We start from the raw sequence: 15,897 nt of genomic DNA, 5'->3' as shown, positions 1-15,897 counted from the left end.
CGTCACGGATCCAGCACCAGGCGAGCGCCCCGGCACCGGGACACGCGGACCGTCATCGTGTCGTCGGCCGCCCGCTCCTCCTCCGTGAGGACCGAGTCCCGGTGATCCGGGGCGCCGTCCAGAACGTCCGACTCGCTCCAACTGGTCGCGGGCGAAAGCGGATCCGCCCCGCCCCGCATGCTCCCGCAGCACCGAGATCCGCCACGCGGACCGGTCCGCCGGGTCCCCGCACAGCGAGTGGCTTGCCCGCTCGAGTCGTTGACATGTTCCTGCCTTATGGCTAGCTTCGCGAGGAGTTCCCCTGCGCCCCCGGGCGTTCGCGGCCCCAGGGTCCCATCGAAGCGCTCGAATTCCAGGCACCTCATCTTCACGGCTGGACAACGTTGTCAGTCTCTCGGTGATCCGGATCCAGGCATCTCGGCAAGCTCGCTCATCACCCCGGATTGCTTTCTCGGCGCAGAGACAACGTTGTCGGCCCTCGCTTCCGAGTAGAGGAGAAAACCCCGTGATGACACCACTGTCGAGACCAGGAACCGCGGCGATCGGTCTCCTCGCCGCTGCGACGCTGGCCGCGGCCGGGCTGTGCACCCCTGCGTGGGCGGCCGGGAAGTCTGCGCTCGTCACCGCGCCGGCGACTCTGGTCAACCCGTTCATCGGCACGTCGAACCAGGCCGACGACTTTCCGGGGGCCGACGTCCCGTTCGGCATGGTGCAGTGGAGCCCGGACACCCCGTCGCGTCCCGACGGCGGGGGCTACGAGTACAACGACTCGTCGATCACCGGTTTCAGTCTGACCCACATCGCCGGACCCGGTTGTGGCGCGGCCGGTGACATACCGGTGCTGCCCACGGTGGGGGCCGTGAACACCGGCGCGACGGACGCGTTCTCGCATGCCGACGAGTCGGCTTCCGCCGGGTCGTACAAGGTCGCGCTGAACAACCAGGTGACCACCGAGCTGACCACCACGACGCGCAGCGGTATGGCGCGCTTCACCTTTCCCTCGACCAGCCAGGCCAATCTGATCTTCAAGTTGACGGGCAGTCAGAACGGCGCCACGTCGACGCAGTTCACCAAGGTGTCGAGCACCGAGGTGAGCGGACAGGTGACCAGCGGCCGCTTCTGCGGCGCCGCGAACACGTACACCGTCTACTTCGACATGGTCTTCGACCGGCCGTTCGCCTCGCAGGGCAGCTCGGTCGCCAAGGCTTCCGCGCCGTCCACGGCGCCGGCCGAGGCGTCGAAGAACGCCGCCGAGAAGCCGAACAAGCCGGTGCTGCACGGCAAGATCCCCAGCGCTTCGGACTCGAAGTCCACGAAGGACGGCGCCGCCCCGGATGCCGCCGCCTCGAACGGCTACGTCACCTTCAACACCACTGCCAACCCGGTCGTGCAGGCCAAGGTCGGCATCTCCTACGTGTCGGTGGCGGGCGCGGTCGCCAACCGGACCGCGGAGAACACCGGTTGGAACTTCGACGCGACCCGCACCGCGGCGCAGAACGCGTGGAACAGCACGCTCGGCAAGGTACAGATCGCCGGCGGGACGGCCGCACAGCAGCAGACCTTCTACACCGCGCTCTACCACTCGCTGCTGCACCCGAACGTGATCAGCGACACCAACGGCCAGTACTACGGCTTCGACGGGAAGACGCACACCGTGGACGCCGGCCACAGCGCCGTGTATGCGAACTACTCCGGCTGGGACATCTACCGTTCGCAGGCCCAGCTCGAAGCCCTGGTCGCTCCTCAGGTCGCCTCCGACACCGCGCAGTCGATGGTCGACGACTATACGCAGACCGGGATCTTCCCCAAGTGGTCCGAGAACAACGGCGAGTCGTACGTCATGGTCGGTGACCCGGCGGACGCCATCCTCGCCGACTACTACGCCTTCGGCGCCCGGGACTTCGATGCCAAGACCGCCCTGGCCGACATGGTCAAGCAGGCGAGCACGGCCAACAACGACCGGCCCGGCCTCACCTACTTGAACTCACCGGGATACATGCCCCACGACGGCAGCTACGGCTGCTGCAACTTCTACGGCCCGGTCGCCACCACCCTGGAGTACGACACCGCCGACTTCGCGCTCTCCGCGATGGCCGGGGCACTCGGCGACACCGCGCACCAGAAGACGTACGCCAACCGCGCACAGGACTGGCGCAACGTGCTCAACCCCGCCTCCGGTTTCGTCGAACCCCGTAACGCCGGCGGCTCGTGGACCGGTGGCTTCGACCCCACCAGCGGCACGGACATGGTCGAGGCCGACTCGTGGATCTACACCGGAATGGTTCCTTTCAACATCGGCGGCCTGGCACACGCCAAGGGCGGCAACACCGCGATGAACCACTACCTGGACACCGTGCTCCGCAGCTACAGCGGCGCCAACGGCTACGCCTGGGTCGGCAACGAACCGAGCATCGAACTGCCGTGGGAGTACGACTACACGGGGCAGCCCTACAAGACACAGGGCACGGTGCGGGCGATCCAGGACCAGATCTGGTCGAACACCCCGGGCGGCCTGGCCGACGGCAACGACGATCTCGGCGCGATGAGTGCCTGGTACGTCTGGTCGGCGCTCGGCATGTTCCCCGAGACGCCCGGAACCTCCGATCTCGCCCTGGGATCACCGCTGTTCACGCAAGCCGTCATCACCCTCCCCTCGGGCAGGACGCTGACCGTCAACGGCAACGGAGCCGCCGACAACGCCCCCTACGTCCAGTCCGCCGCGTGGAACGGCACGGCGTGGAACAACGCCTACGTTCCCACCACGGCGATCACGGCCGGCGGCACGCTGGACTTCACGCTGGGCACGAGCGCCAACACGTCGTGGGCGACCGCTGCCACCGCGGCCCCGCCCTCGTACGCGGGCGACGCCACGGCGCCGACCTCGCCGCGGATCGGTCCGATCACCTCCGCGGTGGCCTCCAACCTGTGCGCGGACGACGCGTCTTCGGGCACCTCCGACGGCACCCACGTCCAGATCTGGGGCTGCAACAACACGTACGCCCAGGACTGGATCGTCGCCGGCGACGGAACGGTCCGGACTCTCGGCAAATGCCTGGACGCCGATCACAGCGGAACCACCAACGGCACGTTGATCCAGCTGTGGACCTGCAACGGCACCGGCGCTCAGCAGTGGACCGCCGGAGCCAACGGGTCCCTGGTCAACCCCGCGTCGCACCTGTGCCTGGACGACCCCAACTCTTCGACCACGAACGGCACCCAGCTTCAGCTGTACACCTGCAACGGTACGGCGGCCCAGAACTGGAAACTGCCGAGTTGAGGCGACTGGTCAGGGATATCGAGGGAGCCTGGACACGGCGGTGCGGGCCAGAGCCAGTGTCCGGGAGCGTTCGGGTGCCGTGGGGCTGCCCGCGTCGCTGAGCACGAGCAGGGTCCTGCCCACGGCCACCAGGACCAGGGTCTCCTGGACGGTGAACGTCCCGGTGGTCGCGGTGACCGTGGCGTGCCATGACGCGTCGCCGATCCCCGCCGAGCCGCGCGGCACCACTTGCTCCGTACCCGTGGATCCGTCGCTCCAGCCGATGGAGAACTCGGGGCACCCGGACAGGGTACGCGCGGCCGGCGTCAGCTCCTGTCGTGCTCCGGTTCCCGGCAGCCGGCGCAGCACCTGCTGGAGGAACGGTCCGCTCTGGCTCGTGGCGAAGTTGACCCTGGCCTCGACCGCGTCAGGGTGAGAACTGTGAGCCGATTCCAGGGAGTTGAGTGCGGTGAGGCATTCGGGACGGTCGGAGCGTGTCGGGGGATCGTCTCGCAGGACGGTCTTCACATAGCCGGCCGGCAACTGGGCCGTGGTGAGCAGGGCCGCGGACAGGTCCTCGGTGCCGGTGGAGGTGGGGGACGTGGGTGCCTGCGTCGGGGTCACGGTGTCCGGATCGCCTTCGCTGCCGCAGCCGGTGAGGGTCGTACCCGCCAGCAGCGCCGCCACGACCGGCAGGGTGGCGAGTATTCGTCGCCCGGTGGCGGACGTCGCGGCGGAGCTCGGGCTCACGGGTGCCTCCTCGGACGGCGGGCGGATCGTCTGACGCGGCCGGTCAGCGGCCGTAGCGGAAGTACAGGTCGCAGCGCAGGACGGAGGCGACCAGCGCGTGGCTGTCCACAGGGCCCGCCGGGTCGCGCCGGAGGACGGCGGAGGCCGCCCGCAGCACGGTGTCGTCGAGGCCACCGAGCAACTCGGTCATGTCGGCGCGGCGTCGGGCGTCGGTCCAGATGGCGGTGCCGCCCAGGGACAGTGCACGGCAGACGAGGGCGGTGTCCGTCCGCATGGCATCCGTCCGCTCCTCCTTGGGCGGCAGCACGGGGAGCTGGTCCAGGGGGACGGTTCGGTCAGCGCTGCCGGAGGCCGGTGAGGCAGTCGGGTCCGGCGAGTTCACCGAGTCCGTCGGGGCTGCGGACACCCCGGAGTCGCCGGAGGCGTGCGTGGCCGGTGCCTGCTTCGGCTCGCTGCCGAAAGCCGCCCAACCGGCCCCGGCCGTGACCAGGACCGTGGCGGCGGCCAGCAGGGCCAGGGGTCGGGGCTGCCTGGCGCCGCGCGGCCCCGCGCGCCTCGATCCGCGGGCGGCGGCCGCCGGTACCAGCGCGCCGACGACGGTCGTCAGCACCCCCGCCACCCACCAGGGTGTGTCGATCACGGCCCACCGGATGTCGGGAGCGGCGCGGGCCGCCGTCAGCCGGGCGAACAGGAACCAACTGCCCAGTGGCACGGCCAGCAGGAGCCCGGACAGTCCCACGGCCGCCGCGCAGACGGGTGCGGAACGGGGACCGTCCACCGTGGCCCCCAGGGTTCTGGCGAGGGAGGTGCTCCAGAGGGCGAACAGTGCCCCGCCGATCACGAGCACCGCCCCCAGGGCCAGCGCCTGCACGTGCGGCACCTGGGTCAGGGAGAGCGCGGTCGCCAGTCCGTCCGCCGTGCCGGTGTCCCGTACCCAGTCACCGGCCGCCCGCCCGGCGAGCTGGCTGCCGAGGAGCACGCCGAGTCCGAGCGCGGCCCCGGCCGGCGCCGCGCGCCGGCCGGACGCGTCCCGGTGTCCCACGGCGACGGCCCGCCACCACGCCACGGTCACCACCCCGGCCACGACCCAGCCCGTCAACAACCCGCCCACCATGTAGGCGAGTTGGGTGTGCTCGGGCATCAGGGCGGCCACCAGCAGGGTGAGGTCGGTGAACACCAGGCCGGCGGCGAGCCCAGTGGTGAGGCACTCCAGGGACGACAGCCCCCAGGACCGCGCCGGATCGGCCAGCACGGCCAGGCGGACCGCGGGTGCGGGATGCGTGGCCAGGCCCAGGGACCGTACGAGGCGCTCGGTGCGGCGCGGCGCGAGGGCCGAGCCGATGTGGGCGGCGGTGGCGTCCCGTGGTGCGCGTGGATCCGCCGCCGCGGCGAGGTCGGCGTCGTGCTCCCGCACGCGCAGCACGGCGCACAGGGTGAGCAGCACGACGACCAGGACGATCGCCATCCGGACCAGCAGGCCGGTGCCCAGCAGTCCGGGGTCGCGGGCCAGTGCCACCACGATCGGCAGGGTGACGCAGAGGAGCAGGAGCCACCCGGCCGCCATGGCCAGCCGTACCCGGCCCACGTCCCGCAGCCGCAGATGGGCCAGTTCATGCCGGAAGAGCGCGTCCACGCTCCGGTCGGACAGGCTGAGGACGTAGGAGTCGGCCACGATCCGGGGCCGGCGGACGGTACCCGAGGCACGCGCCCGGATCCCGACGCCCCGGCCGCGCACCCACAGCACCGGCCGGGGTCCTTCTGCTTCGGGCGCGACGGCGGCCAGGCGCCGGGCGAGCGCTGAGGAGTGGTCCGGCGTGGCCTGCCACCGCCACAGGCTCAGCCGGCGTCCGGCGGCTCGGCAGAGCACGGCGAGGGCCAGCAGGGCCAGTGGCCCGCACAGCACCACCGCCGACTGCGCCAGCCGTACGTCGTTCACGCACCCGGTGAAGCGGGCCAGCACCTCGTCGGGCGGGGCGTCGGCGCCGGGCAGGCAGGCGAGTTGGGCCCCCGGCCAGTTGTCCCGGCCCAGGACCAGCCACCACCAGGTGGCGAACGAGGCACCGGCGCCCGCGACGAGGACCAGCAGGGCCAGCCGGGTGGTGGTCGGCAGCGGCAGGGGGCTGGACACGAGTGCGCGGGCTACGTCCGACCGCTCGGCGGTGGAAGTGGAGGTGGCGGTGATGGGGGCGGTGTTGGGGGAGTGGGAGGGGTAGGGCGGGCCTTGGGGGCCCGGCACGGCGGTCACGACGACGACGGGTTCGTGGCTGCCGCTGCGTCACCAGCGCCCGCTGCGTCACCAGCGTCCGGCGTGCGACCGTTCTCCGGTGCGCCACCGGTCTCCGGCGGGAGTCCCGCCCCCGTGTCGTCGCCCGCCCCGGCGGCCGCAGCCATCGGGCCCGGAGTGAGGTGGCGATCAGGCTCCGGATCCGCCCGGTGCCCGGGGTCCACCGGCGCAACCGGTGTGACCGACGAGTTCCCGCGCACCACGGCCACGACGATGACCTCCGCGCAGGTCTCGCCCTCGGGTGCGGACAGACCGGCGGAACGGCCCACGGCCATGGCCCAGTCCGCGAGTTCCTGCCGGGTCACCCCGGAGAGTTCCGGGACGGCCGAGGTCAGCGCGGCCCGTCTGCCCTCGGTGTCGGCCTCGCGCCGCCGACGCCACCAGCGCCTGAGCCGGGTGCTGCCCGCCTGGATGCGCCCGGAGGCGAGGTCGGCGAGGACCTGGGAGACCACCGACACCAGCACCGGCAGCAGCACCGCCGACTCGAAGCCGATGCCCAGCGGGTCCCCGGCCGGCCGGTGCAGGCGCTGCGGGGGATGGGGCCGGGCCAGATACGCCCGGCAGGTCTCGTCCAGCTTCTCCAGTTCGGCCGGAGCGACGCGGCCGACCACGTCGCGCAGGACGTCCCGGCCCGTGCGGTGGTGCATGACTTCCTCCTGTGAGGACGGGCGGGCGGGCGGTGCACCCGTGCGGACGGCGGTGGCCTGCCTCGACCGCGGCGGGTTCAGTGCCCACTGCGGCGACGCCGCAGGGTCACGCCGACGGTGATGACGGCGGCGAACACGAGGCCTGCCACGCCGACGGCCACGATCGACGCGGAGGTTCCGCCGTCCGTGTGCCCGTCCCCTCCGGTGCCGTCGGACAGCGCCGACGGGGCGGAGGTGGTGGCGGACGGGGGAGCCGAGGAGGGCGCGGGCGACGGGCTGTCGGTCGGTGTCGTCGCCTCGCTCACCGGACTCTCCTGTGCGAGGCCCGCCGAGGCCGTGTCCGGCGTCGGTGCCGGGGACGTCGCCTGTTCGACCACGGAGTACGACGCCTTGCCGTCCATCAGGGGCGCCGGGTCGACCGAGGTCGTGGGCTGGGTCAGGCCCTGCGTGACGAACTGGAGCGTGGCCGGCGCCGGCACTCCGGAGGCCAGGGAGACGCGCAGGGGGATGCGCGCCGAGTCGCCCGCCGGGAGCGACCCCACGGAGGGCAGTCCGGCGTCCGTGCTGAGGTAGCCGCTCAGCGCGGTGTCCCCGGGAGTCAACTCCACCGGCCGCCACACGGACGGGCCGGCGTCGAACCATTCCACGGTGACCTGATCGGGTGTCAGCCGGTCGGCGGGCGGCGCGAGCCGGAGGCCGACGGCGACGATGAAGCTGTCCGTGATGTCGGTGTCCAGCGTGTTGTGGAACGTGGCGTCCACGGTCAGCGGATCGCCGCCGGGCACCATCTCCCCCGAATCCGGGGTCAGTTCGGCGTAGGGCGCGGTCGGGTCCGCGGCGTGCGCCGGCGCCGCGGACAGATACAGCGGTAGAAGTAACGCGACACAGCTCAAGAGGCTTGTGCACAAGGATCTGCGGCGCACGACAACCAGCTCCCCCCGACGCGCCCCCCAGCGCGCTTTCTGGCGTGATGCCGGAAAGTTTAAGGGATAATGTGCGCTAAAGAGCCGTCAATTCACATTCGGTCAATAAAGAACAGAAGTGAATTCCTGTGCCCCGTGTGGTTTCTCAGGACCCGTCCGCGTCGACGACGACGTCGTACGAAGGCGTGGACAGGGAGTGCAGCGGGGAGTCGAGTTTCTCCGTGCGGAGGATGTACGTGCCCGGAGCCAGGTCCGAGATCTCCTGGTAGCGGCCGGTGAAGTCGGGCTCCGTTCCGGTCCAGTACCCGGAGCCGAGGCTGTGCTTGAGGACCCATCCGTTCGGCTGGACGATCGCCGGGTACACCGGGCCGAGCGCGTCCTGGGTGAGGGTGAAGGACGCCCCGGCGTGGGCGTTCGTGCCCGGTGTCCCGGACAGGGTGAACGAGAAGTAGCGGACGTTGAACGGTGAGCCCGAGGTCAGCGGGGCACAGTCGCGGGCCGTCACGAGCCCGTCCACGACGCCGAGTTGCAGCGGGTCGGTGAAGGTGCCGCTGCCCGCGAGACTGCCACAGTCCTGGCTGCCGTCTCCGGCCGGCTGGTCGTCGTCGGTCGCGTCGCCGACGCTCCCGCTGTCCGGAGCGTCGGAGGTCGCGCTCTCCTCGGTGGGAGTCTCCTCGACGGCTTCCTGTGTGGTGGAGGCGGGATCCGAGGAGGAACTGCCGACGGTCGGCGTCCTCGAGGCCGTGTCGGAGGCCGATGCGGAGACGTCCGCCGACGGGGACTCCTCCGCACTCGACCGGTCGTGCGACGAGCCGCCGCCGCAGCCGCTCGCGAGCAGTAATGCCCCGAGTGTCAGCGCGCATTTTCTGATCATGGTTTTCCGCCCCCTCCCGCACCGCCGAGAACGGCTCGGCGGACGTCATGTGCGCGGGATATTACATCTCTTCACCCTTTCGATCCCCCCATATGAGGACTTCTCCGAACCGGGTGCAAAGGGCACAGTCGCCCCAACCCCCTCCGTACCGACGACTTTCACATCGCCGCCATCAGACCCTTCCCTGACGTTTGCTGCTCTTGGAACACTCGCTGCGCGCAGATTCCGTCATCTAGCGGCGTCACGTACGTCAGGACGAGAGGACCCTCACTCATGACCGAAGTCAATCGGCGGCGCTTCCTCCAACTCGCGGGCGCCACGACGGCGTTCACCGCGCTGTCCAGCAGCATCCAGCGTGCGGCCGCACTGCCCGCGCACCACCGCACGGGTTCGGTCGAGGACGTCGAGCACATCGTCGTCCTGATGCAGGAGAACCGTTCGTTCGACCACTACTTCGGCTCGCTCCGGGGTGTGCGGGGCTTCGGCGACCCGCGTCCGGTGACGCAGAACGGCAAGTCCGTCTGGAAGCAGTCCGACGGCACGAAGGACATCCTCCCGTTCCACCCGGACGCCGACGACCTGGGCCTGGCCTTCATCCAGGACCTCCCGCACGGCTGGAACGACGGACACGCGGCCTTCAACGGGGGTAAGTACGACAAGTGGGTGCCCGCCAAGTCGTCCACGACGATGGCGTACCTGACGCGTGAGGACATCCCCTTCCACTACGCGCTCGCCGACGCCTTCACCATCTGCGACGCCTACCACTGCTCCTTCATAGGCTCGACCGACCCCAACCGCTACTACATGTGGACGGGCTACACGGGCAACGACGGCAAGGGCGGGGGCCCGGTCCTCGGCAACGACGAGAAGGGCTACGGCTGGACGACGTACCCCGAGCGTCTGGAGCAGGCCGGCGTCTCCTGGAAGATCTACCAGGACGTCGGCGACGGCCTGGACGCGAACGGCTCCTGGGGCTGGATCAACGACGCCTACCGCGGCAACTACGGCGACAACTCCCTCCTCTACTTCAACCAGTACCGGAACGCCAAGCCCGGTGACCCGCTGTACGACAAGGCCCGCACCGGCACCGACGCGCGCACGGGCGAGGGCTTCTTCGACCGGCTCAAGGCGGACGTCAAGGCGGACAGGCTGCCCCAGGTCTCCTGGATCGTCGCCCCCGAGGCCTTCACCGAGCACCCCAACTGGCCCGCCAACTACGGCGCCTGGTACGTCGCCCAGGTCCTGGACGCGCTCACCTCCAACCCCGAGGTGTGGGGCAAGACCGCGCTGTTCATCACCTACGACGAGAACGACGGCTTCTTCGACCACGTGATCCCGCCCTTCCCGCCGGCCTCCGCCGCCCAGGGCCTGTCGACCGTGGACCCCTCGCTCGACCTGTACAAGGGCGACATCGGCCACCCCGCCGGCCCCTACGGGCTCGGCCAGCGGGTGCCGATGCTGGTCGTCTCGCCGTGGAGCAAGGGCGGTTACGTCTGCTCCGAGACCTTCGACCACACCTCGATCATCCGGTTCGTCGAGCGCCGCTTCGGTGTCCAGGAGCCGAACATCTCGCCCTGGCGCCGCGCGGTCTGCGGCGACCTGACCGCCGCCTTCGACTTCTCCCGCAAGGACACCAAGCCGGTCACGCTGCCGTCCACGGCCGGCTACCAGCCGCCGGACCACGACAGGCACCCCGACTACGTGCCCGTCCCGCCCGCCAACTCCGCCCTGCCCAAGCAGGAGCGCGGCTGCCGTCCCACCCGCCCGCTCAAGTACGCCCCCGTGGTGGACGGTTCCGCGGACACGGCGGCCGGTAAGTTCACGCTCTCCTTCGCCTCCGGCGCACACGCGGGCGCCGCGTTCCTGGTCACCTCGAACAACCGCACCGACGGTCCCTGGCCGTACACCACCGAGGCCGGCAAGACCCTCTCCGACACCTGGAACTCGGTCTACTCCGGCGGCTCGTACGACCTCACCGTGCACGGCCCGAACGGCTTCCTGCGCCTGTTCAAGGGCGCCAACAAGGTCGCCGGACCCGAGGTCACGGCCCGGTACGCCGGTGACGACGTCGAGCTGACCTTCACCAACAAGGGCTCCGGCACGGTGAAGCTGAAGCTCGTGAACCGCTACGGCGGCAGCCCGGTCGCCGTCACCGTGCGGCCCGGCGCTACGGTGAAGCACACCGTCGCCCTCACGGCGAGCAAGCGGTGGTACGACCTCACGGTCACCTCGGACAGCGACCCGGCCTTCCTGCGCGCCTTCGCCGGCCACGTGGAGAACGGGCACGCCGGCGTCAGCGACCCGGCCATCATCACGGCGTGAACGGGGTGAACGGGCGATGAACACCGCTCCGTGCGGACTGGTCAGGTACCGGTCACATCAGGGTAGTGTGCCCCGGTGACCACGCAATCGAACACTCCTGCAGGCTGGTACCCCGATCCGCACGGGGCTGCCCAGACGCTCCGTTACTGGGACGGCGCGCAGTGGACCGAGCACACGAACCCGGCCCAGCAGGCCGCCGGACAGGTTCCGCAGCAGCAGGCCGCGCCCCAGCAGCCCGCCGCCCACATCCCGCACCAGCAGGGCACCGACGCCAAGGTGCAGCGCCAGGTGCAGCAGCAGGCCGGGGTCGCGGCCGGCGGTCCCGGCGGCGGCACCCTCTTCACCGAGCCGGTCCTGGTGGTGAACCAGAAGGCCAAGCTGATCGAGCTCACCAACGAGTACAAGGTCATGGACCAGAACGGCCGCGAGATCGGCGCGGTCGTCCAGGTCGGCCAGAGCGCGCTGAAGAAGATCCTGCGCTTCGTCTCCAGCCTCGACCAGTTCATGACGCACAAGCTGGAGATCCGCGACGCCTACGGGCAGCCGCAGCTGGTGCTGACCCGGCCCGCGAAGTTCATCAAGTCCCGGGTCGTCGTGACCCGTCCGGACGGCTCGCCGGTCGGTGAGATCGTCCAGCAGAACATGATCGGGAAGATCAACTTCGCGATGAACGTGAACGGCCAGCAGGTCGGCGCGATCAAGGCGGAGAACTGGCGGGCGTGGAACTTCGCGATCGTCGACCACTCGGACAACGAGGTGGCCCGGATCACCAAGACCTGGGAAGGCCTCGCCAAGACGCTGTTCACGACGGCGGACAACTACGTCCTGCAGATCCACTACCAGCTGCCCGAGCCGCTGTTGAGCCTGGTCGTGGCGACGGCACTGACCGTCGACACCGCGCTCAAGCAGGACTCCCGGGGCTGGAACTGAGCAGGACCCGCACGGGGAGTACGGCAACGGCGGCCGGTGCACGCGGACTTCGCGCGCACCGGCCGCCGTCGTGTGTCCGGCCGGGCCGTGTGACCGGTCGGATCGGGTGTCCGCTCAGAGTGCGGTGAGATGCCCGGGCTGCTCCGGCTGCCGGGGCACCAGCACCGGTTCCGCCGTCGCCGTGCCCGGCTCCAGGGCCAGGACCGCGGCGACCGGGTGGTCGTCATGCTCGTCGGACCGGTCGGGTGCGGGCGCCGACCGGGTCAGCAGGACCACGCCCCAGGCCGCCAGCCCCGCCCCGGCCAGCCCCAGCAGCACACCGCCGGCTCCGCCGCGCAGGCCCTGCCCGAGCAGGGTCAGTCCGATGATCGCGGCGGCCATCGGGTTGGCCAGGGTGACGACTGCCAGCGGGCCGCCGAGACCGCCGCGGTAGGCCGTCTGCGACAGCAGCAGGCCGCCGGTGGCGAACGCGGCGACCAGGACGGCGACCACGATCACCTCGGCACTCAGCGCCGGGCCCGTGCGGTCCGTCGCCGCCACCGTCACCGTCTGGGTGAGGGCGGAGGCGACACCCGAGGCGAACCCGGAGGCGGTCGCGTGCCGCAGCCCCGGCCGGGCGCCGGGCCGGGAGAGCATGCCGATCAGGGCAGCGGTCGTACCGGCGACCGCCAGCGCCTGGGTCAGGCTCAGCACCCGCTCGGGCGCCGGACCCGACGCGGTGACCAGTAGCGCGGCCAGTCCCAGCAGCGTGAGCGCCGTACCGCGCCACTCCACCGCGCTGACCCGCCGCCCGGCCGCCCGCGCGCCGAGCGGCACGGCCGCGACGAGGGTGAGCGCGCCCAGCGGCTGGACGACGGTGAGCGGGCCGTACTTGAGGGCCACGACGTGCAGCAGCGCGGCGGCCGCGTTCAGCCCGACCGCGGACCACCAGGCGCCGGTGCCCAGCAGTCGCAGGAGGCCGGTCCCGGGGCTGCGGGAGGCGAGGCGTTCCTGGGCGACGGCGGCCGCGGCGTAGGCGACGGACGAGATCAGGGACACGCCGACGGCGAGGAGTGCGGCGAGGTTCATCGGCCCGCTCCCACCAGGACGGGCTCCTTCGGGGCGAGCCGCCGGGCACCGCGCCCCGCCGTACTGGAGGTCCGCTTCGGCGGGGGGACGACCGCGAGCGCGATGCCGAGCATGGCGGTCGCCACGATCGCGTCCAGCCAGTAGTGGTTCGCCGTGCCCACGATCACCAGCAGGGTGATCACCGGGTGCAGCAGCCAGAGCCGGCGCCATGGCGACCGGGTGGCCGCGATCAGGCCGATCGCCACCATCAGGGCCCAGCCGAAGTGCAGCGACGGCATCGCCGCGAACTGGTTGGAGAGGTGGTCGCTGGACGGCGGGCCGTAGACGGAGGGGCCGTAGATCCGGGCGGTGTCCACCAGGCCGGTGCCGGTCAGCATCCGCGGCGGGGCCAGCGGGAACGCGAACGGCAGCACCAGGGCCGCGGAGGTGACCACGGCCAGGACCCGGCGGGCCCACACGTAGTGCGCGGGCCGCCTGAGGTAGAGCCACACCAGGAAGGCCAGCGTGGCCGGGAAATGGACGGTCGCGTAGTAGGTGTTCGCCAGGTGCACGAAGCCGTCGCCGCGCAGCAGTGCGGACTGCACGGCGGTCTCGTGGGGAAGGTGCAGGGTCCGCTCGAGGTCCCACACCCGGTGGGCGTTGTGGAAGGCGTCCGCGGTATGGCCGGTGGCCAGCTGCCGCCCGAGCTTGTAGACGAGGAAGAGCCCTGCGACGAGCAGGAACTCACGGAGGAGCGGCGGCCGCGCTATCGCGTCCGGCTCCGCTTCTGCAGGCTCGGTTCGGGCATTCATCCCCCGGCCCCTTCGCTGACGGTCGTGCGTGTGGTGGTGCGGGCTGAGGCCCGGACCGGGGTCCGGAACTCATCGATACGCGTAGGTACCGATACTCCTCAGTACCGATACGAGAGTGTACCGATACGGAAGTGTACCGATACGCTTGAGTACCGGTACACTTGCGTATCGATTGATGTGCGACACACTGGAGACAGGGTCCGCAGCCGCCCTTGCGCGGATCTTCAACGGACCGGGTACGAGCGAGGGGAAGTCACGCATGACGTCGCAGGACGCGGACGGACCGGAGACGGTCGCCGCCTCGCGCCGCTCCAAGATCACGCCCGAGCGTGAGCGGGAGTTCTTCGACGCCGTGCTGGAGCAGATCCGCGAGTGCGGCTACGACTCCGTGACCATGGAGGGCGTCGCCGCCAGCACCCGGTGCAGCAAGTCCACGCTCTACCGGCAGTGGAAGACCAAGCCGCAGTTCGTCGCGGCCGCGCTGCGCGCCAACCGCAAGGTGCGCTTCGCCGGGATCGACACCGGCTCACTCGCCGAGGACCTGCGCCAGGCGGCACGCGCCGCGGGCGACTGGTCCAACAAGGACGCCCGGCTCATGCAGGCGCTCGGTCACGCGGTCACGGCCGACCACGAACTGGCGCAGGCGCTGCGCGACGCACTCGTCACGCCGGAGATCGCCGCACTGCAGGAGATGCTGAAGAGGGGTGTGCAACGGGGCGAGGTGCCCGCGGACCACCCCGCGCTGGAGTACGTCCCGGCCATGATGTTCGGCGTCCTGCGGGTGCGCCCGGTGCTGAGCGGCGAGTACGCCGACGCCGACTATCTCGACCGATTCGTGGAGTCCACCGTGCTGCCCGCACTCGGACTGACCCAGGACCCAGGCCGCCGTTCACGGGATGACTGAACGGTGACCTGCCGGCGCCGCACCGTGGGGACGGGGGCGGCGCGCACCCCCCGGCCGGGTGGGGTTCCTCTTGAGCGGAGGGGAACCCCACCCGGCCGACTTCTGTCTGCCGGTGTCCTCAGACGTTCTGGCCGCTCCCGCCGCCCGACGAGACCTTGATCCCCTTCAGGATGTCGTCGATGACGGACACCTTCTGGCCGACGTCCACGCCGAAGCGCACCACGACGATCTGCTTGGTGTCGTTGGGCGAGGGGAAGGCGACCGACTCGACGTAGCCGTCGGCGCCGTTGGCGGTGACCGCCTTCCAGCGCACCATGTAGCCCTTCTGCCCGGCCACCGTGACCGCCTTGGAGGCCAGCATCTGGTGCGAGGTGATGCTGCCGTAGGTGGTGCCGCCGTAGGACTCCTTTGCGTTGGCCGTGATGTCCGCCTTGGCGACCGCCTCGGCCGTGTCGCCTTCCGTGCCGAGCGCGACGGCCGGTGCCGAGTAGGCGCCGCCCGCGGTGCACGTCTGCTCCTTGTTGCCGGGGCACTTGTAGGAGTTGTCGGACGTGACCTGCGCGCCGACGCTGATCGTCTGGCCGGTCCAGCCCTTGGGCACCGGCATGCTGATCCCGTTCACCGGATCCGGCACCGTGCCGCCGCCCTGGATCTTGGGCGCCGCGGACTGCCCCGGGGAGGGCGACTCGCCCGAACCGCCGGACCCACCCTGCCCGCCGTTCTGCCCGCCCGGTCCCTGCTGGGAACCGGCGCGGTCGTCGCCCCCGCCGCTCCCGCCGTCCTTGCTGAGCGCGTACACACCGACCCCGATGCTCACCAGGACCGCGGCCGCCGCCGCGACGGCTATGCCCGTGCGCAGACCGCGCCGGGGCGCGGCCGGCTGGACCGGGTACGCCGGATATCCCGGGAAGGCGGCCCCGTACGCCGGGGGAGCCGGCTGCGGGCCGCCGGGAAGCTGCTGCGCCGGGGGACCCCACGTGGCGGCCGTCCCGGCGGGGCGGGTCTGGTCCGTCCAGGCCTTGCCGTCCCACCAGCGCTCGGTGGGCGGACCGTCATTCGTCTGCCCGGGGTCGGGGTACCACCCGGGAGGAGTCACCTGCGTCATGCCCCCACCGTATGAGGCATCGGTGAAAGCCGGATGAGAGGAT

The 15,897-nt window shown here is 71.1% G+C and carries 12 protein-coding genes and 1 pseudogene; 4 read left to right on the top strand and 9 right to left on the bottom strand.

What is annotated here, in order from left to right; genetic code table 11:
- Positions 1 to 2: 2 nt before the first annotated feature.
- Positions 3 to 134: pseudogene (locus tag ACIRVH_RS29320) on the bottom strand (oxidoreductase); the annotation flags it as partial.
- A 374-nt stretch (positions 135 to 508) separates the two neighbouring features.
- Between ACIRVH_RS29320 and ACIRVH_RS29315 the strand changes: the two are divergent.
- Entirely contained in the window at positions 509 to 3,277 is a 2,769-nt protein-coding gene (locus tag ACIRVH_RS29315) for a lectin (RefSeq protein WP_403959090.1), read from the top strand.
- A gap of 9 nt (positions 3,278 to 3,286) precedes the next feature.
- Here the strand turns inward: ACIRVH_RS29315 and ACIRVH_RS29310 are convergent, their stop codons facing one another.
- The 5 genes from ACIRVH_RS29310 to ACIRVH_RS29290 form a co-directional block, all read right to left on the bottom strand.
- Positions 3,287 to 4,006, bottom strand: a complete 720-nt coding sequence (locus tag ACIRVH_RS29310) for a hypothetical protein (RefSeq protein WP_403959087.1) — start codon at positions 4,004 to 4,006, stop codon at positions 3,287 to 3,289.
- Between the two features lie 43 nt (positions 4,007 to 4,049).
- Entirely contained in the window at positions 4,050 to 6,251 is a 2,202-nt protein-coding gene (locus tag ACIRVH_RS29305) for a M48 family metalloprotease (RefSeq protein WP_403959084.1), read from the bottom strand.
- On the bottom strand, positions 6,248 to 6,937 hold the full coding sequence (locus ACIRVH_RS29300) for a hypothetical protein (RefSeq protein WP_403959081.1): 690 nt from the start codon (positions 6,935 to 6,937) through the stop codon (positions 6,248 to 6,250). The genes ACIRVH_RS29305 and ACIRVH_RS29300 overlap by 4 nt, the downstream gene beginning before the upstream one ends.
- Positions 6,938 to 7,014: 77 nt before the next feature.
- Positions 7,015 to 7,830 (bottom strand): hypothetical protein, encoded by an 816-nt coding sequence (locus ACIRVH_RS29295; RefSeq protein WP_403959079.1) that lies wholly within the window; start codon positions 7,828 to 7,830, stop codon positions 7,015 to 7,017.
- 175 nt (positions 7,831 to 8,005) lie between these two features.
- A complete protein-coding gene (locus ACIRVH_RS29290; RefSeq protein ID WP_403959077.1) occupies positions 8,006 to 8,734 on the bottom strand; it encodes a hypothetical protein in 729 nt (242 codons plus the stop codon).
- A gap of 273 nt (positions 8,735 to 9,007) precedes the next feature.
- Here ACIRVH_RS29290 and ACIRVH_RS29285 point away from each other — a divergent pair, with 273 nt between their 5' ends.
- Entirely contained in the window at positions 9,008 to 11,056 is a 2,049-nt protein-coding gene (locus ACIRVH_RS29285) for a phosphocholine-specific phospholipase C (protein ID WP_403959075.1), read from the top strand.
- 75 nt (positions 11,057 to 11,131) lie between these two features.
- The gene (locus tag ACIRVH_RS29280; RefSeq protein WP_403959072.1) at positions 11,132 to 11,986 is read left to right on the top strand and encodes a phospholipid scramblase-related protein; all 855 of its coding nucleotides are present in this window, start codon (positions 11,132 to 11,134) and stop codon (positions 11,984 to 11,986) included.
- A gap of 114 nt (positions 11,987 to 12,100) precedes the next feature.
- On the opposite strand, the gene ACIRVH_RS29275 is transcribed toward ACIRVH_RS29280, so the two are convergent.
- Both ACIRVH_RS29275 and ACIRVH_RS29270 read right to left on the bottom strand, forming a co-directional pair.
- Entirely contained in the window at positions 12,101 to 13,054 is a 954-nt protein-coding gene (locus ACIRVH_RS29275) for a hypothetical protein (protein WP_403959069.1), read from the bottom strand.
- The gene (locus ACIRVH_RS29270; protein ID WP_403959066.1) at positions 13,051 to 13,845 is read right to left on the bottom strand and encodes a phosphatase PAP2 family protein; all 795 of its coding nucleotides are present in this window, start codon (positions 13,843 to 13,845) and stop codon (positions 13,051 to 13,053) included. The genes ACIRVH_RS29275 and ACIRVH_RS29270 overlap by 4 nt, the downstream gene beginning before the upstream one ends.
- Positions 13,846 to 14,104: 259 nt before the next feature.
- On the opposite strand from ACIRVH_RS29270, the gene ACIRVH_RS29265 reads away from it, so the two are divergent.
- Positions 14,105 to 14,749 carry a TetR/AcrR family transcriptional regulator gene (locus ACIRVH_RS29265; protein ID WP_403959063.1) on the top strand — a complete coding sequence of 215 codons (645 nt, stop codon included), beginning with the start codon at positions 14,105 to 14,107 and terminating at the stop codon, positions 14,747 to 14,749.
- A gap of 118 nt (positions 14,750 to 14,867) precedes the next feature.
- Here the strand turns inward: ACIRVH_RS29265 and ACIRVH_RS29260 are convergent, their stop codons facing one another.
- Positions 14,868 to 15,854: a DUF2510 domain-containing protein gene (locus tag ACIRVH_RS29260; RefSeq protein ID WP_403959061.1), complete on the bottom strand. Its 987-nt coding sequence runs from the start codon at positions 15,852 to 15,854 to the stop codon at positions 14,868 to 14,870.
- Positions 15,855 to 15,897: the final 43 nt, after the last annotated feature.

The sequence above is a fragment of the Streptomyces sp. NPDC101165 genome (assembly GCF_044768135.1).
Lineage (GTDB): Bacteria > Actinomycetota > Actinomycetes > Streptomycetales > Streptomycetaceae > Streptomyces.
This window is presented reverse-complemented; position numbering and strand designations above follow the sequence as displayed.